21 protein-coding genes and 1 pseudogene are annotated in these 18,628 nt (G+C 60.8%); 15 read left to right on the forward strand and 7 right to left on the reverse strand.

The features are described from left to right. Positions 1-5 precede the first annotated feature (5 nt). The 5 genes and pseudogenes from DN387_RS26145 (at position 6) to DN387_RS14075 (ending at position 2,584) form a co-directional block, all read left to right on the forward strand. Positions 6-518 (forward strand): RHS repeat-associated core domain-containing protein, encoded by a 513-nt coding sequence (locus tag DN387_RS26145; RefSeq protein ID WP_082405754.1) that lies wholly within the window; start codon positions 6-8, stop codon positions 516-518. 5 nt (positions 519-523) lie between these two features. Further along, positions 524-1,141, forward strand: a complete 618-nt coding sequence (locus DN387_RS14055; RefSeq protein ID WP_156326228.1) for a hypothetical protein — start codon at positions 524-526, stop codon at positions 1,139-1,141. Between the two features lie 167 nt (positions 1,142-1,308). Next, positions 1,309-1,506: pseudogene (locus tag DN387_RS26150) on the forward strand (RHS repeat-associated core domain-containing protein); the annotation flags it as partial. A 283-nt stretch (positions 1,507-1,789) separates the two neighbouring features. After that, positions 1,790-2,266, forward strand: coding sequence for a hypothetical protein (locus DN387_RS14070; protein WP_218186782.1), 477 nt, complete (start codon positions 1,790-1,792; stop codon positions 2,264-2,266). A gap of 96 nt (positions 2,267-2,362) precedes the next feature. Beyond that, a complete protein-coding gene (locus DN387_RS14075; RefSeq protein ID WP_043863462.1) occupies positions 2,363-2,584 on the forward strand; it encodes a hypothetical protein in 222 nt (73 codons plus the stop codon). A gap of 18 nt (positions 2,585-2,602) precedes the next feature. Here the strand turns inward: DN387_RS14075 and DN387_RS26155 are convergent, their stop codons facing one another. Continuing rightward, positions 2,603-2,902, reverse strand: a complete 300-nt coding sequence (locus tag DN387_RS26155) for an RHS domain-containing protein (RefSeq protein ID WP_054915470.1) — start codon at positions 2,900-2,902, stop codon at positions 2,603-2,605. Between the two features lie 101 nt (positions 2,903-3,003). Here DN387_RS26155 and DN387_RS14080 point away from each other — a divergent pair, with 101 nt between their 5' ends. Both DN387_RS14080 and DN387_RS14085 read left to right on the forward strand, forming a co-directional pair. Further along, positions 3,004-3,405, forward strand: a complete 402-nt coding sequence (locus DN387_RS14080; protein ID WP_156326229.1) for a hypothetical protein — start codon at positions 3,004-3,006, stop codon at positions 3,403-3,405. A gap of 116 nt (positions 3,406-3,521) precedes the next feature. Further along, complete coding sequence (locus tag DN387_RS14085; protein ID WP_078480634.1) at positions 3,522-3,914, forward strand: immunity 50 family protein; 393 nt, start codon at positions 3,522-3,524, stop codon at positions 3,912-3,914. Positions 3,915-3,981: 67 nt separating this feature from the next. Here the strand turns inward: DN387_RS14085 and DN387_RS14090 are convergent, their stop codons facing one another. Further along, on the reverse strand, positions 3,982-5,505 hold the full coding sequence (locus tag DN387_RS14090; RefSeq protein ID WP_054915560.1) for a phospholipase D family protein: 1,524 nt from the start codon (positions 5,503-5,505) through the stop codon (positions 3,982-3,984). 93 nt (positions 5,506-5,598) lie between these two features. After that, positions 5,599-7,029, reverse strand: coding sequence for a PLP-dependent aminotransferase family protein (locus tag DN387_RS14095; RefSeq protein WP_054915471.1), 1,431 nt, complete (start codon positions 7,027-7,029; stop codon positions 5,599-5,601). A 177-nt stretch (positions 7,030-7,206) separates the two neighbouring features. Between DN387_RS14095 and DN387_RS14100 the strand changes: the two genes are divergently transcribed. Continuing rightward, positions 7,207-7,422 (forward strand): DUF1127 domain-containing protein, encoded by a 216-nt coding sequence (locus tag DN387_RS14100; protein WP_043863326.1) that lies wholly within the window; start codon positions 7,207-7,209, stop codon positions 7,420-7,422. Here the strand turns inward: DN387_RS14100 and DN387_RS14105 are convergent. Continuing rightward, positions 7,419-8,696 (reverse strand): FAD-binding oxidoreductase, encoded by a 1,278-nt coding sequence (locus DN387_RS14105; protein ID WP_043863327.1) that lies wholly within the window; start codon positions 8,694-8,696, stop codon positions 7,419-7,421. The genes DN387_RS14100 and DN387_RS14105 overlap by 4 nt on opposite strands. A gap of 118 nt (positions 8,697-8,814) precedes the next feature. Between DN387_RS14105 and DN387_RS14110 the strand changes: the two genes are divergently transcribed. Next, positions 8,815-9,168, forward strand: a complete 354-nt coding sequence (locus DN387_RS14110; protein ID WP_043863328.1) for a YkgJ family cysteine cluster protein — start codon at positions 8,815-8,817, stop codon at positions 9,166-9,168. A gap of 3 nt (positions 9,169-9,171) precedes the next feature. On the opposite strand, the gene dadR is transcribed toward DN387_RS14110, so the two are convergent. Continuing rightward, positions 9,172-9,660, reverse strand: coding sequence for a transcriptional regulator DadR (dadR, locus tag DN387_RS14115; protein ID WP_042121505.1), 489 nt, complete (start codon positions 9,658-9,660; stop codon positions 9,172-9,174). A 156-nt stretch (positions 9,661-9,816) separates the two neighbouring features. Here dadR and dadA point away from each other — a divergent pair, with 156 nt between their 5' ends. The 6 genes from dadA to DN387_RS14145 all read left to right on the forward strand — a co-directional run bounded on the left by dadA (position 9,817) and on the right by DN387_RS14145 (position 15,773). After that, complete coding sequence (dadA, locus tag DN387_RS14120) at positions 9,817-11,118, forward strand: D-amino acid dehydrogenase (protein ID WP_043863329.1); 1,302 nt, start codon at positions 9,817-9,819, stop codon at positions 11,116-11,118. Beyond that, positions 11,090-11,443 (forward strand): RidA family protein, encoded by a 354-nt coding sequence (locus DN387_RS14125; RefSeq protein WP_043863330.1) that lies wholly within the window; start codon positions 11,090-11,092, stop codon positions 11,441-11,443. Before dadA ends, DN387_RS14125 begins: the two co-directional genes overlap by 29 nt. 40 nt (positions 11,444-11,483) lie before the next feature. Continuing rightward, a complete protein-coding gene (gene alr, locus DN387_RS14130) occupies positions 11,484-12,557 on the forward strand; it encodes an alanine racemase (protein ID WP_054915472.1) in 1,074 nt (357 codons plus the stop codon). Between the two features lie 108 nt (positions 12,558-12,665). Then, the gene (locus DN387_RS14135) at positions 12,666-13,214 is read left to right on the forward strand and encodes a cupin domain-containing protein (protein WP_043863332.1); all 549 of its coding nucleotides are present in this window, start codon (positions 12,666-12,668) and stop codon (positions 13,212-13,214) included. 168 nt (positions 13,215-13,382) lie between these two features. Beyond that, positions 13,383-13,790, forward strand: coding sequence for a cytochrome c5 family protein (locus DN387_RS14140; protein WP_043863333.1), 408 nt, complete (start codon positions 13,383-13,385; stop codon positions 13,788-13,790). 123 nt (positions 13,791-13,913) lie between these two features. Then, a complete protein-coding gene (locus DN387_RS14145; RefSeq protein ID WP_054915473.1) occupies positions 13,914-15,773 on the forward strand; it encodes an acetyl-CoA hydrolase/transferase C-terminal domain-containing protein in 1,860 nt (619 codons plus the stop codon). Positions 15,774-15,857: 84 nt separating this feature from the next. On the opposite strand, the gene DN387_RS14150 is transcribed toward DN387_RS14145, so the two are convergent. Both DN387_RS14150 and rep read right to left on the reverse strand, forming a co-directional pair. After that, positions 15,858-16,430 (reverse strand): xanthine phosphoribosyltransferase, encoded by a 573-nt coding sequence (locus DN387_RS14150; RefSeq protein ID WP_043863335.1) that lies wholly within the window; start codon positions 16,428-16,430, stop codon positions 15,858-15,860. 62 nt (positions 16,431-16,492) lie between these two features. Next, complete coding sequence (gene rep, locus DN387_RS14155; protein ID WP_043863336.1) at positions 16,493-18,502, reverse strand: DNA helicase Rep; 2,010 nt, start codon at positions 18,500-18,502, stop codon at positions 16,493-16,495. Positions 18,503-18,628: the final 126 nt, after the last annotated feature.

Below are 18,628 nucleotides of genomic sequence, written 5' to 3' on the forward strand. Positions count from 1 at the left end.
TAGGGCTGAGTAACCCGCTACGGTTTCAGGGGCAGTATCACGACCGTGAGACTGGCCTGCACTACAACCGGTATCGGTACTATGATCCGGGGGTGGGGCGGTTCGTTAGCAAGGACCCGATTAGTTATGCGGGTGGGTTGAATCTCCACTTATACGCACCAAATCTTATCGAATGGGTTGATCCACTCGGGCCGGAGAAAGTCGTTGCAGCTAAGAGTCGTGTGCAAGCCTTGAGGCTAGCACAACAGCATGCTCAAGTTCCGATAGTAGGTCGAGGAGGCGAAGACATTACTACTCAGCAACTTAGAGTTGAGAGCAGAGGTAAGAATTATGCATGCCTGTGCGCTAGAGACAGTACGCTGGGGCGGGAGGAAATAGGCGGTCAGGCGCAAGTTTTTGATCATCCAGACGGACATCCTCATATGGTAGGTGAAGGATTCCCTGCTCATCATGACGGGTCGCATGTGCACGCGAAAAACAAGAAGGGTGAAGGCATAATATTTACTTATCCTGGGTAGCTGAAATGATTGAAGTATTGATTCATAGGTCGAAATTTGAATATTTCAAAAAAGGAGCTGATGGGTTTATCTCGTCTTTGCCAGCAAGTGATGAAGATAATTTTTCTGCTGTGATGGTTCGCGATCTAAATGGTACGCTAGGGTTCAATGCAAACCCGATTTCACAAAATATTTTGGATGATCTGCTAGGAGAATGCTACTGCTTGCGCGGCTCTGGCAGTATTAATCATCCAAGAGCATTCCCCAAGGGGCGCATGCCGAATTTTTTCTTTAAAGATAAAGGCGGTGCATTTGCTAGGATAGTTGCTATGCATGAGCGTTATGTTCTAGATATGAAAAAGTATAGTATTATTTCCCGGCATAGACGCATTAAAAAACCTGAACCTTCTGAGCTATCTCACTTCTTGAAAAATGAAAGCAGGATTGAAAGCCCATTGTATGAAAGTCTGTTGTCTTCTTGCGAGTATTTTGGGATTTCTCAACGTGCTCAAGAACACGGTTGGGGAGCATTTGATTTGATTTCCAGGGACATGGATGGTTTCTTGACCAAGTTAGAAAGCTTAGTAGGCGATGAAGGACGCCTAGTGTTCATCGAAAAGATGCGAGAGATGCCCTGTTGGTAGGGTGGCCAGCGTTGTGATGACCTGCGTTTTGACCCCATGGGGCGGCTGGCGAGCGTACCGCCAGCCAGGGTAACCAGTCGCAGACCGAGCGCTTTGTCTATGCCGGCAATGGCAATCTGATCCAGACGCTCAATGCGGCGAGCAAGCTTTAGTGGTTCCATGACGAGGTGGGCAATCCACCGCGCATTACTGGATTTCAGGGGCAGTATCACGACCGGGAGACCGGGCTGCATTACAACCGGTATCGGTACTATGATCCTGGGGTGAGGCGGTTCGTTAGCAACGACCCCATTAGTTATGCGGGTGGGCTGAATCTGCACCAGTACGCGCCAAAACCTGTGGGTTGGGTAGACCCATTGGGGTTGGAAGGTTGTGAAAAGGCATGTAAGTCTCGAAACAAACCGCCGCCGCCAATGGAAGCATCAGAAGGAAGGCCGCACTCAATTTTTGAGCGTCCGGGTGTTGATGGCCAGTACACGACACACTATTGGGATGGTACGTGGAAGGAGTACCGTGGGTCGGGCAAAGATCACGGAAATATTCCTAGACCGAATATTAAAGAAGCAACAAAGAATCCCACACCAGATGGTAGGGTTTTTATCCCTAAGGTGCGTGTCCGAACACCTCTCCCACATGAGGCTCCAACAGGTGAGTGAGTCAAACCATTTCAAGTCATATGATTATAAGTCATTTGCATTAGCGAATAATGATCATGTTGTAACGGGCATTGATTATTTATGTTCAATATACAAGTCGCACGAGCTTGCAGGCGATTTTATTCTTTGGTTCGCTAGGCTTATATGGCCGGCGTTCAAAATGCTAGATGGTAAAGTTTTTGTTGTTGAATTGTTTAATGCCGAGCTATTCCAACAACATTTAGATGCGAAAAGTACGCCTGCTCAAACTCAGTTCTGGATGAACCTGCTAGAAATAACGGGCGTGTTCGACAAGCTTTCGTTTGATCAGGCCATGGAGGTTGCTGTAATAGTTTCTGAAAGCTGGAACTCTAAGATCTTGAAAGAATTTGGTGCGGAGCATGCCTTGGCACGGCATGTATTGGATGAAGATACGGGGGAGATATTCGTTACCATAGGGCTTTCATTCGAAGAAAATAACGAGCCTTAAGTAGATTTCAGTCTAAAAAACGCAATAGGCAGGCAGGGGAAATCCTGCTCGCCCGGTGCGTGGAAATGGGGGCAAGTTAGTTGCTTGCGAGTGATGATGAAGATGCCACCTTTAGACGTAGTCGGAAAAGTTATCAGTGGGCACGATGCTGGGTTGTATGTCAAGGTGATTTTTGATTCGGGTGATACGGGCGGTTATTATGTATTAACCTCAAATGAATATGATTTTAGTGTGGGGTTTGATGACTGGGTTGAGTCGAAAGAAATTTTGATAAAGTACTTTGCAGAGTCGGATTGGGTTATTGATTGGTTGGGCTAAGGCAGTTTTGGGGGGCGACTAAACTCGGTTAAAAGTGCATGTATGCATCTTCTGGAGTTTTGAATGCGCTGCAATACATTGTTGTTTGAGGGTTTGCATCTGCCTCGCCCAAGCCGACCGCTCCTCATACACCTCCCCCCACGCCTTGTACTGTCCCGCCCACGCCATTTCGCCATTTTGGTCGGTCAGCTCCATTGGCGTGCCCAGGTGATCGCACTGAGCGTTCCGAACCCAGCAAAATTTGGATCGCAACCGTTTAACGGAAGAGTAGTTCGTGGAGAGTATCGAGGTTTTCGGGTGGAATATGATGAAAGACATAAATCTCACATCAATGCGTTCAATAGAAAGAAAAATGTGCGAACCATTTGCTTTGATGCTTCAGGAAAAACCGTGACCAAAATAGTAAAGAGATTTAATCCATGGGTTTCTCAAAAAAATGTCAAGAGTTTATCGAGTTGCATGCATGTAGCGATCACGAAGAGGTAGATGTTTTTAAAGTTATAAATGACAACTTCCCCATTAGCTGTTCCTCCATTGACTGGAATCGTGTAGAAAACAAAACAACATATGAAAGTGTTTCGCGAAGTGATCTTAAAAGAGAACTAATTTCAATTTTGAAAGTTATAGGTTTTCAGTCATTCCATGATTTTTTTGTTATGCATATGGATAATGCAATCCCCTTGTTGAAAACAGGTATTTACGAGTGGCTAGACTTTGTGGATGAACTAGATTTTGTTGATACATTATTTTTGTCGGTTGACAAAAAATTAGTGATTCATTGGGACTTCTACAAGAATTTGCATGTAAGAATAATCGGGTAAGGCAGCCGTTCCAGGCATCCAATGCCGCAAGCAAGCTGCACTGACTCCAGAGCGAATCCGGTATCTGTTGAGGCGATGGTACAACACTACTATTTTTTTGCCGGAATAAGAAGTAAATGAATTTTCCTAACGTTATGAATCCGCAAGCATTGACTACGATATATGGAGGGATGCCAAATTTTCTAGGGTCAGATATTACAGAGGTTAATTTCAGGCGGGATGAACCAAGGTTATCTATTAAGCTGGTTACTCGAGAAAAGCCTGAGAATAGCCCTGTGAAGTGGCCAAGAAATTATGATGCGGTCTATATTGAACTATCATTTATAGGGAGTAAATGTATCGATTTTAGCGAGTGGGGCTATGAGAATGTTATTTGTGAAATTTCGTTTGATGTCGTGGATGAGGCCGTCGCTATAAAGATACGCTGCGTTGATAATAGTCGACTGAAATTTACTTGTGATTTGGTTCGTGTCGAGAGCGTGCGGCATGGTCTCACTGGTACCCCTTGACGAGCTAACTCCACGCAGATCGGCTCGCGCAGCATCGACCTGCGTTCGACAGCATGGAGATTTCACCCTACAACATCCTCTCCAACCCCACCGCCTTGCTCACCCACGCATTGAATCGTCGCCACAGTCCGCCTGGCTCTGTCGTCAACGTGTGCAACTGCCCATTGTCCTCGGTCACCCACACCAGCTTGCCGTCGACCAGCCGCGGCTCGTAGCTTAGCGCCGGGGCCATGCCCTGCAGTGCCAGGTCGCGGGTGTACTCGGCCAGTTGCGGGCTGTCCACCAGCACGCCGACCTCGGTGTTCCACAGCACCGAGCGCGGGTCGAAGTTGAACGAGCCGATGAAGGTCTTCTGCCGATCGAACACGATCGCCTTGCTGTGCAGGCTCGAGTCCGATGCACTGCCGAAGTGATGGATACGCCCGCTGCTGGGGTCGCCGGGCTGGCGGCGCAGTTCGTACAGTTTTACCCCGTGTTCCAGCAGCGCCTTGCGGTACGGCGCATAGCCGCCGTGTACCGCCGGCACGTCGGTGGCCTCCAGCGAGTTGGTCAGCAGGCTCACCGACACCCCGGCGTCGGCATGGCTGGTCAGGTACAGCAGGCCGGTCTCGCCAGGTACGAAGTAGGCCGATACCAGGATCAGCTCACGGTGCACGTCGTTCAGGTCGGGCGCCAACTGCTGGGTCAGCAGCAACCGCGGGTCTGGCTCGGCCTGGGCCAGCACCTTGCTTGGCGCATCCCACAGCGCCTGGTTGTGTGCCCAGATCAACTCGTTGCGCCACGAATCCAGGCGCGGGTGGGTCTTGTAGGCCATCAGGCGGTCGTACAGTGCCTTGCGCTTTACCCTGGCCTCGCTCAGCGAAGCCTCCAGGCGCTCGCGGCTCACACGCAGGTCGTCGGCGTTCGGGGTGCTGAACATGAAGTCGCCAATCGGTCGGCTCAGGGCGCTGTTCCAGTACTGGTCGAAGCTGTGCCCCAGCTGTTCGGCCACCGGCCCCACGCCCAGCATGTCGATGTCGGTGAAGTTCAGGTTGGGCTCGGCGTCGAAGTACTCGTCACCCAGGTTGCGCCCGCCGACGATGGCCATGCTGTTGTCCACCAGCCACAGCTTGTTGTGCATGCGCCGGTGCTGCAGCGACAGATTGAACAGCCTGCCCAGGGCACGGGTCACGCCGGTGCTGCGCCCCAGGTGCAGCGGGTTGAACACGCGAATCTGCACCTTCGGATGCGCCGCCAGGGTGGCGATGACCTCGTCCAGGCCGTCGCTGGTGGTGTCGTCGAGCAGGATGCGCACGCGCACGCCACGGTCGGCAGCCTGCAGCAGTTCGTGCACCAGCGCGCGGGTGCTGAGCCCGTCATGCACGATGTAGTACTGCAGGTCGATGCTGCTCTGGGCGTTACGGATCAGCTCGGCGCGGGCGTGGAACGCCTCGGTGCTGTTGGGCAGCAGGCGAAAGCCGGACCGCCCCTCATGGGCGCTGGCCTGGCGCTGCACCGAACGGCCAAAGGCCGAGTCGCTGGCGGGCAGGGCCTGGGTCACGGTACGGGGCGTGCTGGAGGTGGCGCACCCGGCAAGGGTGAGCGCCAGCATCAGTAACAGCGCGAAGGCCCTGGGTTTGGTCAAAGGGGCATGTCCTTGAGCAGGAAGGCAGTTGGGGGTTGGACCACGCGGGGCGGCGCAACGTTACCCGCCGCGCTCATCCTCGGCCAGTAGACGAATGGCGGTTTCGCCGACCTTGCGCACGGCCGCTTCGATTTCGGCAGTGGCGCGGGCGGCAAAGTTCATGCGCAGGCAGTTGCGGAACTTGCCCGACGCCGAAAAGATGCTGCCCACCGCAATCTGCACACCTTGCTCAAGTAAAGCCCGGTTCAGGCGCAAGGTGTCGAAACTTTCCGGCAGTTCCACCCACAGCACGAAGCCGCCCTGGGGCCGGCTGGCGCGGGTGCCGGCGGGGAAGTAGCGGCTCACCCAGTCGATCATCTGATCGCGGGCGCGCTGGTACTGGCCGCGCACACGGCGCAGGTGCGGCTGGTAGTGGCCGCCCTCGATGAAGTCGGCAATCGCCAGCTGCGGCTGGGTAGCGGTGTAGCCGGTGCTGATGTACTTCATGTGAATCACCCGCTCCAGGTAGCGCCCCGGCGCCACCCAGCCCACCCGCAGGCCGGGTGCAAGGGTCTTGGAGAACGAGCTGCACAGCAGCACGCGGCCGTCGTCGTCGAACGACTTGATGGTGCGTGGGCGCGGGTAGGTGTAGGCCAGGTCGCCATACACGTCGTCCTCCAGGATCGCCACGTCGAAGCGCTGGGCCAGGGTCAGCAGGGCGCGTTTGCGCGCCTCGGGCATGATGTAGCCCAATGGATTGTTGCAGCTGGGGGTCAGCTGGATCAGCTTGATCGGCCACTGTTCCAGGGCCAGCTCCAGGGCTTCGAGGCTGATGCCGGTGAGCGGGTCGGTGGGGATCTCCAACGCTTTCATGCCCAGGCCCTTGAGGGTCTGCATGGCGCCGTGAAAGCTCGGTGATTCGACCGCGACGATGTCGCCCGGCTGGCACACCGCGCGCACGCTGATCGACAGGGCTTCCTGGCAGCCGGTGGTGATCACCAGGTCTGCCGTGCTCAGGCTGCAGCCCGAATCGAGCATCAGCCGCGCCACCTGCTCGCGCAGGGCTTCGGTGCCGGCGACGGTGTCGTAGTACAGGCCGGGCATGTCCTGGCGCCGGCTCAGCTGCGCCAGGCTGCGCAGCAACGGCTTGAGGGTGGGGCTGCCGACATCGGGCATGCCGCGGCCCAGTTGCACCACGTCCTTGCGCGGCACGCTGCGTACCAGCTCGAACACCTGGTCCCATTGCGAGATATCCACAGGGCGCTGGGCCGGGCGGCTGACGTCGGGCAGGGCGGGTAGTGGGCGATGGTCAGGCACGAAATAGCCGGACTTGGGCCTGGGCGCCGCCAGCCCGTGGTCTTCCAGCACCCGATACGCCTGCTGCACGGTACTCAGGCTCACGCCATGCTCGACGCTCAGGGCCCGCACCGACGGCAGGCGGTCGCCGGGGCGGTAGAGGCCCTGCTCGATGCGTGCGCCAATCAGTTCGGCGAGGTTGACGTAGAGGGTCATGGCGTACTCCTGGGCGGGCAAGCGGCTGGCAACCGGTACAGATTGGGCAAAAATACAGCATTCAGCGCCGTTATCGACACATCTGTATGGAAATAATACCTGGCGGTTGAATCTGTAATGCCTTGCAGCACCCGCGCATCATGGCTGCACGGTTACCCACCCTGGAGGAATGAAGCGATGAACGGCGCGAGCGATGCAGGCCTGCCACTGTGCACCAAAGGCGAGGTGGCGCGACATGAGGCGCCCGCCAGCCCGAGTCGCTGGGCTGTGATGATGCGGCGGTGGCGTTCACGCCATGCACTGCTGCAGCTCGATGCCGAGCAGCTGCGCGATATCGGCCTGACCCGAGACCAGGCCGTGAAGGAAGGTCTCAGGCCATTCTGGAGACCCTAGGCCAGTGCCTTGAGGCGGTGCCACAGCATGCCCAGCGCCAACAGCGGCGAGCGCAGGTGCTTGCCACCGGGGAAGGTGATGTGCGGCACCTGGGCGAACAGGTCGAAGCGCCCGCTCTGCTGGCCGCTGATCGCCTCGCCCAGCAGCCGCCCGGCCAGGTGCGTGGCGTTGAGCCCGTGGCCGGCATAGGCCTGGGCGTAGTAAACGTTGGGCCGGTCGCGCAGGCGGCCGATCTGCGGCAGGCGGTTGGCGCCGATGCCGATCATGCCGCCCCACTGGTATTCGATGCGGGTGTCGGCCAGTTGCGGGAACACCTTGAGCATCTTGGGCCGCATGTAGGCGCCGATGTCCTGCGGATCGCGCCCCGAGTAGTGGCAGGCGCCACCGAACAGCAGGCGCCGGTCGGCCGAGAGGCGATAGTAGTCCACGGTCACCTGCTGGTCGCACACCGCCATGTTCTGCGGCAGCAACTCGTTGGCCAGGGCTTCGCTCAGCGGTTCGGTGGCGATGATGTAGCTGCCGGCCGGCAGCACCTTGCCACTGAGCTCGCGGTCCAGGTCGTTGATGTAGGCATTGCAGCACAGCACCAGCGTGTTCGCCCGCACCGAGCCCTTGGCGGTGTGCACATGCACCTGCGGGCCGTGCTCGATGCGGGTGACACGGGAATGCTCGAACACCTGCACGCCCAGCTGGCGCGCGGCCTCGGCCTCGCCCAGCGCCAGGTTCAGCGGGTGCAGGTGCCCCGAGCCCATGTCCACCAGGCCGCCGGCGTAGCGACGCGAGCCGACCACCGTGTGCATCTGGTCGGGCTGCACCAGGCGCAGCTCATGGGTGTAGCCCAGTCCGCGCAGTTCGTCGATCTCTTCGCTGAAGCCCTCGAATTCCCGTGGCTTGTTGGCCAGGTCGCAGTAGCCCCAGGTCAGGTCGCAGTCGATGGCATGGCGTTCGATGCGCTGGCGCACGATGTCCACTGCCTCCAGGCCCATCAGTTTGAGGCTGCGCACTCCCTCGCTGCCGATCACCGGGGTGAATTGGTCCAGGCCGTGTCCGACCCCGCGAATCAGCTGTCCGCCATTGCGTCCACTGGCGCCCCAACCGATCTTGTGCGCTTCGAGCAGCACCACGCTCAGGCCGCGTTCGGCCAGTTCGATGGCGGTATTGAGGCCCGAAAAGCCGCCGCCCACCACGCACACATCACAGTTCAGCTCGCCTTGCAGGGGCGGGTACGCCGGTTGCCCGGCGCTGTGGGCAGCGTAGTAGGAAGTGGTATGCACGTTTGAAGGATCCTGGTAGGGGCTGTGTGGAAAATTTGACACAGCATAGGCGGTGCTTTGATCGGCAGGCAACCGTGGGGCAAAATGGCGCTTCAGCCTTTCCCGCCACGAGTCTGCCATGAGTTGCAACAGTCACAAGATCCGCTTCCTGCGTGAGCAGATCCCGTCGTTCGCCTGCGTGCCGGGCTGCCACGATTGCTGCGGCCCGGTGACCACCTCCAGCGAGGAAATGGCGCGCCTGCCACGCAAGAGCGCGGCCGAGCAACAGGCCGCGCTGGATGAGCTCAACTGTGTGCACCTGGGCCCCGAGGGCTGCACCGTGTACGAGGAGCGGCCGCTGATCTGCCGCCTGTTCGGCACCACCCCGCGCCTGCCGTGCCCCAATGGTCGCGGCCCTGCCGAGATGATCGACCCGCAGGCCGAGCGCCTGGTGCACCAGTACATCGCCAGCACCCGCCAGGTGCTGGTGTAAGGCTCAGTCCGGGATCGGCAGGTTGAGGCTTTCCTTCACCTCTTCCATCACGATGTAGCTCTTGGATTCGCGCACGTGTGGCAGCTTGAGCAGGATGTCGCCCAGCAGCTTGCGGTACGAGGCCATCTCCGAGATGCGCGCCTTCACCAGGTAGTCGAAATCTCCCGATACCAGGTGGCATTCCAATACGTGGGGCAGCTTGAGCACCGCGCGGCGAAACTCTTCGAAAGTGTCCCCCGACTTGTAGTCCAGGCTGATCTCGACGAACACCAGCAGGCTGCCCTTGAGGTGCTGCGGGTTGAGCCGGGCGTTGTAGCCCATGATGATGCCTTCGCGCTCCAGACGCCGGACCCGCTCGGTGCACGGGGTGGTCGACAGGCCGACCTTCTCGCCCAGTTCGGTGAACGAGATGCGCCCGTCGGTCTGCAGGATGCGCAGGATGTTGCGGTCGATCTTGTCCAGTTCACGTTTGCTTTGATGCTGGGTTCTCATAGTGGATGCCCCTCCGTAAAAGCCGACCCTGCCGAGAATTCTCGCCAAATATAGGCTTTTATATAGTGAAAAGCACTGCCTCTACCTTCCTATACTGCGCCCATCCATGCCTTAAACAACAAATGTGTGCGGTACGCCGCCTCGAGGGATAACAACATGCGCGTTCTGGTACTTGGTAGCGGCGTCATCGGGACCGCCAGTGCCTACTATCTGGCTCGTCAGGGGTTTGAAGTGGTGGTGGTCGATCGCCAGCCGGCGGTGGCCATGGAAACCAGCTTCGCCAACGCTGGCCAGGTATCGCCGGGTTATGCCTCGCCCTGGGCTGCACCCGGTGTGCCGCTCAAGGCCATCAAGTGGCTGCTCGAGCGCCACGCCCCGCTGGCCATCAAGGCCACCGCCGACATCGACCAGTACCTGTGGATGGCGCAGATGCTGCGCAACTGCACGGCCAACCGCTATGCGGTGAACAAGGAGCGCATGGTGCGCCTGTCCGAGTACAGCCGCGACTGCCTCGACGAGCTGCGTGCCGAAACCGGCATTGCCTACGAAGGCCGCACCCTGGGCACCACCCAGTTGTTCCGCACCCAGGCGCAACTGGACAACGCGGCCAAGGATATCGCCGTGCTGGAACAGTCCGGTGTGCCCTACGAGCTGCTCGACCGCGACGGCATTGCCCGCGTGGAGCCTGCCCTGGCCAATGTCACCGACATCCTCGCCGGTGCCCTGCGCCTGCCCAACGACCAGACCGGCGACTGCCAGCTGTTCACCACGCGCCTGGCCGAAATGGCGCGCGACCTGGGCGTGGAATTCCGCTTCGGGCAGAACATCGAGCGCCTCGATCACGCGGGCGACCGGGTCAACGGCGTATGGATCGACGGCAAGCTGGAAACCGCCGATCGCTACGTGCTGGCCCTGGGCAGCTACTCGCCGCAACTGCTCAAGCCGCTGGGCATCAAGGCCCCGGTGTACCCGCTCAAGGGCTACTCGCTGACCGTGCCGATCACTGACCCGGCCATGGCCCCGACCTCGACGATTCTCGACGAGACCTACAAGGTCGCGATCACCCGCTTCGACAACCGCATCCGCGTCGGCGGCATGGCCGAGATCGCCGGTTTCGACCTGTCGCTCAACCCGCGTCGGCGCGAAACGCTGGAGATGATCGTCAACGACCTTTATCCTCGCGGCGGCGACTTGAGCCAGGCCAGCTTCTGGACCGGCCTGCGCCCGACCACCCCCGACGGCACGCCGATCGTGGGCGCCACGGCGTTTCGCAACCTGTTCCTGAACACCGGCCACGGCACCCTCGGCTGGACCATGGCGTGCGGTTCGGGTCGCCTGCTGGCCGACCTGATGGCGCGCAAGAAGCCGCAGATCAGCGCCGAAGGCCTCGACATTTCCCGCTACAGCAACAGTCAGGAGACTGCAAAGCATGTCAATCCAGCGCCAGCTCACCAATGAGCGCATGAGCCAGATCGTTACCCACAACGGCACCGTCTACCTGTCGGGCCAGGTGGGTAATGACCTGAACGGCGACGTCGGCCAGCAGACCCGCGAGGTGCTGGCCAACATCGAGCGGCTGCTGGACCTGGCCGGTACCGACAAGAGCCGCGTGCTGTCGGCGACCATCTACCTCAGCGACATCGACACCCAGTTCCAGGCCATGAACACGGTGTGGGACCAGTGGCTGGCCAAAGGCAATGCCCCGGCCCGCGCCACCGTTCAGGCCCGGCTGTGCAATCCGCAGATGCTGGTCGAGATCTCGATCGTCGCCGCCCTGCCGTAATCCGTTTCCCAACTCACCCGACTGCCAGAAGGCTGCCGTCATGCGTCCCGCCCGTGCCCTGATCGATCTTCAAGCGCTGCGCCACAACTATCAACTCGCCCGCGAACTGACCGGCGCCAAGGCGCTGGCCGTGATCAAGGCCGACGCCTACGGGCACGGCGCGGTGCGCTGCGCCCAGGCGCTGGAGGGCGAGGCCGACGGGTTCGCCGTGGCCTGCATCGAAGAGGCGCTGGAGCTGCGTGCTGCCGGCATCAAGGCCCCGGTGCTGCTGCTCGAGGGCATTTTCGAAGCCAGCGAGCTGCCCCTGATTGCCGAGCAGGACCTGTGGTGCGTGGTGCATTCGCTGTGGCAGCTCGAAGCCATCGAACAGGCAGGCCTGACCCGCCCGATCACCGTGTGGCTCAAGCTCGACACCGGCATGCACCGCGTCGGGCTGCACCCCAAGGACTACCACGGCGCCTACCAACGTCTGCTGGCCAGCGGCAAGGTGGCGCGCATCGTGCTGATGAGCCACTTCGCCCGTGCCGACGAACTCGACAGCACGGCCAGCAGCGAGCAGGTGGCGGTGTTCGAAGCCGCGCGCCAGGGCCTGAGTGCCGAGGTCAGCCTGCGCAACTCGCCGGCCGTGCTGGGCTGGCCGCAGGTGCCCAGCGACTGGGTGCGTCCGGGCATCATGCTGTATGGCGCCACGCCCTTCGAGGTGCCGCAGGCCCAGGCTCAGCGCCTGCAGCCGGTGATGACCCTGGAATCCAAAGTGATCTGCGTGCGCGAACTGCCGGCCGGCGAGCCGGTGGGCTACGGTGCGAAATTCATCAGCCCGCGCCCCACCCGCGTGGGTGTGGTCGCCATGGGCTATGCCGACGGCTACCCGCGCCTGGCACCCACCGGTACCCCGGTGCTGGTGGCCGGCAAGCGCAGCCAGCTGATTGGCCGCGTGTCGATGGACATGCTGTGCATCGACCTCACCGATGTGCCCGAGGCCGGGCTGGGCAGCCCGGTGGAGTTGTGGGGCAAGCACGTGCTGGCCAGCGACGTGGCGATCCAGGCGGGCACCATCCCGTATCATATCTTCTGCAACCTGCGTCGGGTGCCGATGGTGTACAGCGGCAATTGAGGCGCCAAAGCGGACGGGCTGCGGGTCGAAGTGTTGTAAATACTGAACGCTGTTGCGATGATACCGTTCAATTTCGACCCCACGTGTTCGTTTAGGAGGGCCCAGGCCTTGGACGTCGGTGAACGACTGCAAGCCATTCGCAAGCTCAAAGGCCTGTCTCAACGCGAGCTGGCCAAGCGGGCGGGCGTGACCAACAGCACCATCTCGATGATCGAGAAGAACAGCGTGAGCCCTTCGATCAGCTCGCTGCGCAAGGTGCTGGGCGGTATTCCGATGTCGATGGTGGAGTTCTTTTCCGAAGAGCTGCAGCCCGAGAACCCGACCCAGATCGTGTACAAGGCCAACGAACTGATCGATATATCCGACGGCGCAGTCACCATGAAGCTGGTCGGCAAGGCCCACGCCAGCCGCGCCATTGCCTTTCTAAACGAGATCTACCCGCCCGGTGCCGACACCGGCGAAGAGATGCTCACCCACGACGGCGAAGAGACCGGCATCCTGCTCGAAGGGCGCCTGGAGCTGGTGGTGGGGCTTGAAACCTTCATCCTCGAGGCGGGCGACAGCTACTATTTCGAGAGCACCAAGCCGCATCGATTCCGCAATCCCTACGATGAGCCGGCCCGGCTGATCAGTGCCGCCACCCCGGCCAACTTCTGAGCCCACGCGTGTCGCCAATGCGCGGCGGATTGTCGCGGCTAAACCCCTTTGGTCTTTAGGGTTGTTTCGGTGAGGCGGGGTTCCCGCTATACTTGCGCGGCCTGCGAAACCGTGGCCGCGGGCGTGACTAGCCACCATGAGGGTGTACGCGTGAATCTAATCAAGACAATGCTGGCCGTACCAGCAGCCGTAGTAGCCCTATGGGCCGTCAACGCCCAGGCTGTGACCAATGACGACATCGCCAAGCGGCTGGAGCCGGTCGGTCAGGTGTGTGTACAAGGGCAGGAATGCAAGGGCATGGAAGTGGCCGCCACTGCCGGCGGTGGCGGTGCCAAGACCCCGGATGAAGTCATCGCCAAGCACTGCAACGCGTGCCATGGCAGCGGTCTGCTGGGCGCACCGAAGATCGGCGATACCGCCGCCTGGAAAGAGCGCGCCGACCATCAGGGCGGCCTGGACGGCATCCTGGCCAAGGCCATCACCGGCATCAACGCCATGCCGCCAAAAGGCACCTGTGCCGACTGCTCGGATGACGACCTCAAGGCCGCCATCGAGAAGATGTCCGGCCTCAAGTAAGCCCGACGCTGCAGCTACAAGGCCCGCCACGTGCGGGCTTTGTCGTTTCTGACGCTGGCCATTGCAGCAAACGCGGGGCATGCTCGGTCCAACCCTGGAATCACGGATGCCTAGGAGGCCGAGATGGCGCACCGCTGTTCGATCGAGATCGCCGTGGACGAAGTGCTGGCGCGTTTGCCGGCGCACATCCACATGGGCCTGCCACTAGGCCTGGGCAAGCCCAACCGCTTCGTCAATGCGCTGTATGCACGGGTGCGTGAGCTGCCCGAGCGGCAACTGACCATCTATACCGCACTGAGCCTGGGCCGCCCGGACCTGGGTGACGGCCTGCAGCGGCGCTTTCTCGAACCCTTCGTGGAGCGCGTGTTCGCCGACTACCCCGAACTCGACTACCTGCAGGACCTGCGCCGCGACCGGTTGCCGGCCAACATCCGCGTCGAGCAGTTCTTCATGCAGCCGGGCAGCATGCTGCACAGCCACATGGCCCAGCAGGACTACGTCAGCAGCAACTACAGTCATGCGGCCCGCGACATCAATGCCAAGGGCCTGAACCTGGTGGCGCAGATCGTTGCCGCCCACCCCGAGCGCCCCGGGCACCTGAGCCTGAGCTGCAACCCCGACATCACCCTCGACCTGCTGCCGATGATCGCGCGCCGGCGTGCAGCCGGTGAAACCATCCTGATGCTGGGGCACGTGCACGACGAGCTGCCCTACATGCCGGGCGACAGCGAACTGGCGCAGGACGATTTCGACCTGTTGATCGACGCCCCGGAAACCACTCGGCTGTTCTCCACGCCGAACATGCCCGTCACCACCCAGGACCACTTCATCGGCGTGCACGCCAGCACCCTGGTGCGCGACGGCGGCACCCTGCAGATCGGCATCGGCGCCATGGGCGATGCGCTGGCCGCCGCGTTGCTGGCGCGCCAGGGGGATGCGCCGGAGTACCAGGCGCTGCTCGCCGACCTCGACCTGGCGCCCTGGCAGGTGCTGATCGAGCGTGAAGGCGGCACTGCGCCGTTTGCCCAGGGCCTGTATGGCTGCAGCGAGATGTTCGTGAACGGATTGCTCGCGCTGGCGGAGGCGGGCGTGGTGCGCCGGCCGGTGGCCGACGGGGTGCTGGTGCATGGCGGTTTCTTCCTCGGGCCGCAGGCGTTCTACCAGCGCCTGCGCGAGATGCCGCTGGCGCAGCGCAAATCCTTTGCCATGCACGCGATCAGCTTCATCAACGAGCTGTACGGCGACGAGGCCCTCAAGCGCGAACAGCGCCGCGATGCACGCTTCATCAACACCGTATTCACCATGACCCTGATGGGAGCGGGGGTGGCCGACCAGCTCGAGGACGGTCGCGTACTGAGCGGGGTGGGCGGGCAGTACAACTTCGTCGCCCAGGCCCATGCGCTGGAAGGCGGGCGTTCCATCCTGCTGCTGCGCAGCTGGCGCGAAGCCGGCGGGGAGGTCAGTTCCAACCTGCTGTGGACCTACGGGCACTGCACCATCCCGCGGCATCTGCGCGATATCGTGGTGACCGAGTACGGCATTGCCGACCTGCGCGGGCAGACCGACGCCGAGGTGATTGCGCGGTTGCTGGCGATCAGCGATTCGCGGTTCCAGCCCGGGCTGATGGAGCAGGCGAAAAAGGCCGGCAAGCTGGCGCAGGATTTCGAGCTGGATGCGCGCTTCACGCAGAACACGCCGCAGCGGCTGGAGACATTGCGTGGGCGGCATGCGCGGTTGTTTGCCGAGTATCCGCTGGGCAGCGATTTCACCGCTGAAGAGAAGGACCTGCTGCGCGCGCTGAACTGGCTCAAGAGCAAGTTCAAGTTGAGCGAGGCGCTGGAGCTGGGCAAGGCGGCACTGGATGCGCCGGGGCCGGAGCGGTATCCCGAGCATCTGCGGCGCATGGGCCTGAGCGAGCCGGACGGGCTGAAGGAGGACCTGTACCAGCGGTTGCTGCTGGCGGCTTTGCAAACTACCGCGTAGAACGCTTTCGCCGGCAAGGCCGGCTCCTGCAGGCGGTGGAGCACCTGTAGGAGCCAGCCTTGCTGGCGAAGCGGTCGGTAAGCCTTACTCGATAAAGCTGACCACACCACCGTCCAGCGACTTAACCCGGGCCAGCGACTCGACGCGATAGCCCTGGCTGTCCAGCTCGGCACGCCCGCCCTGGAACGACTTCTCGATCACGATGCCCAGCCCGGCCACGGTTGCGCCGGCCTGCTTGATGATCGAGATCAGCGCCTGCGACGCCTTGCCGTTGGCCAGGAAGTCGTCGATCACCAGCACGCGGTCGCTGCTGTTGAGGTGACGCGGCGAAATCGCCACGGTGTTCTCGGTCTGCTTGGTGAACGAGTACACCGAAGCCACCAGCAGGTTCTCGGTCAGGGTCAGCGACTGGTGCTTGCGGGCGAAGATCACCGGCACGCCCAGCTTCAAACCGGTCATCACCGCCGGGGCAATCCCCGAGGCCTCGATGGTGACGATCTTGGTCACGCCCGCATCGGCGAACAGACGGGCGAACTCGTCGCCAATCAGTTGCATCAGCGCAGGGTCGATCTGATGGTTGAGAAACGCATCGACTTTGAGAACCTGATCGGAAAGCACGATGCCTTCTTCGCGAATCTTCTGGTGCAGTGCTTCCACTGGTGAAATTCCTCGATGTAGCCAAAAGGCCCCGGCAACAAGCCAGGGCAAAGGTGGATTATCTATCGTTTGAGCATGGCGCGGATATCGGCCAGGGCCGTATTGCCACGCACGGCTTTGACTTCCGTGGGTGTATCGTCCAGGCCTTCCCAGGCCAGGTCGTCATCGGGCAATTCATCGAGGAAGCGGCTTGGCGCGCAATCGATGATCTCGCCGTACTGCTTGCGCTTGGCGGCAAAGGTGAAGGCCAGGGTCTGGCGTGCGCGGGTGATGCCCACGTAGGCCAGGCGCCGCTCCTCCTCGATGGTGTCGGCCTCGATGCTGGAGCGGTGCGGGAGGATTTCCTCTTCCATGCCCATGATGAACACGTAGGGAAACTCCAGGCCCTTGGAGGCATGCAGCGTCATCATCTGCACGCCCTCGGCGCCTTCTTCCTCTTCCTGCTGGCGTTCGAGCATGTCGCGCAACACCAGCTTGCCGATGGCTTCCTCGATGGTCATGCCGCCTTCCTCGTCCTTCTCGAGGGTGTTTTTCAACGCCTCGATCAGGAACCAGACGTTGCCCATGCGAAAGTCCGCGGCCTTGTCACTGGAACTGTTGGTACGGATCCAGTTCTCGTAGTCGATGTCGGTCACCATGCTGCGCAGCGCGGCGATCGGGTCTTCCAGCGCGACCTGCTCGCGCACCTTGTCCATCCAGCGCTTGAAGCGCTGCAGGCGATCGGTGAAGCGGCTGTCCAGATGCTCGCCCAGGCCCAGCTCCTCGCTGGCGGCATACATCGACACCTTGCGCTCGGTGGCGTAGTTGCCGAGTTTTTCCAGGGTGGTGGAGCCGATTTCGCGGCGCGGCACGTTGATCACGCGCAGGTAGGCGTTGTCGTCGTCCGGGTTCACCAGCAGGCGGAAGTAGGCCATCAGGTCTTTTACTTCCTGGCGGCCGAAGAAACTGTTGCCGCCCGACAGGCGGTAGGGGATCTGGTGGTGTTGCAGCTTCAGCTCGATCAGCTTGGCCTGGTAGTTGCCGCGGTAGAGGATGGCGAAGTCGCTGTACGGGCGGTCGGTACGCAGGTGCAGGCTGAGGATCTCCATGGCCACGCGCTCGGCCTCGGCTTCCTCGTTCTTGCAGCGGATCACGCGGATCTCGTCGCCGTGGCCCATCTCGCTCCACAGCTGCTTCTCGAAGGCGTGGGGGTTGTTGGAGATCAGCACGTTGGCGCAGCGCAGGATGCGGCTGGTGGAGCGGTAGTTCTGCTCCAGCATCACCACCTTCAGGGACGGGTAGTCGTCCTTGAGCAGCATCAGGTTTTCAGGGCGCGCGCCGCGCCAGGCATAGATCGACTGGTCGTCGTCACCCACCACGGTGAACTGGTTGCGCGTACCGATCAGCATCTTCACCAGCAGGTACTGGCTGGCGTTGGTGTCCTGGTATTCGTCCACCAGCAGGTAGCGCACCTTGTTCTGCCACTTCTGCAGAATGTCGGGGTGGTCCTGGAACAGCTTGACCGGCAGCAGGATCAAGTCGTCGAAGTCGACCGCGTTGAACGCCTTGAGCGTGCGCTGATAGTGCGCATACACGATGGCGGCGGTCTGCTCCTTGGGGTTGCGCGCGTTCTCCAGGGCCTCGGGCGGCAGGATCAGGTCGTTCTTCCAGGCGCCGATCATGTTCTTGATCTCGTCGACGCCATCGTCCCCGGAGTATTCCTTCTGCATGATGTCGGTCATCAGGGCCTTGACGTCGGTTTCGTCGAAAATCGAGAAACCCGGCTTGAAGCCCAGCCGTTCATGCTCCTTGCGAATGATGTTCAGGCCAAGGTTGTGGAAGGTCGATACCGTCAGGCCGCGCCCCTCGCCGCCGCGCAGCAGGGTGCCCACGCGCTCCTTCATCTCGCGCGCCGCCTTGTTGGTGAAGGTCATGGCCACGATGTACTGGGCACGGATGCCGCAGTTCTGGATCAGGTGGGCGATCTTGCGCGTGATCACGCTGGTCTTGCCGGAGCCAGCACCGGCGAGCACCAAAAGAGGGCCGCCGACGTAGCTCACGGCTTCCTGTTGCCGGGGGTTGAGTCGGGACATGACGTTAACCGGGGGTCGCTGAAAAATAGCCGGGCATTTTAGCAGGCGCAGAGCAATTGTGCCGCGACCGTCTGACAGTGTGACGTACCACGCGATCTTAATTTGCCGCTTTTGATACTTTCCCGC

This window comes from Pseudomonas sp. FBF18, from assembly GCF_024261405.1.
Lineage (GTDB): Bacteria > Pseudomonadota > Gammaproteobacteria > Pseudomonadales > Pseudomonadaceae > Aquipseudomonas > Aquipseudomonas palmensis.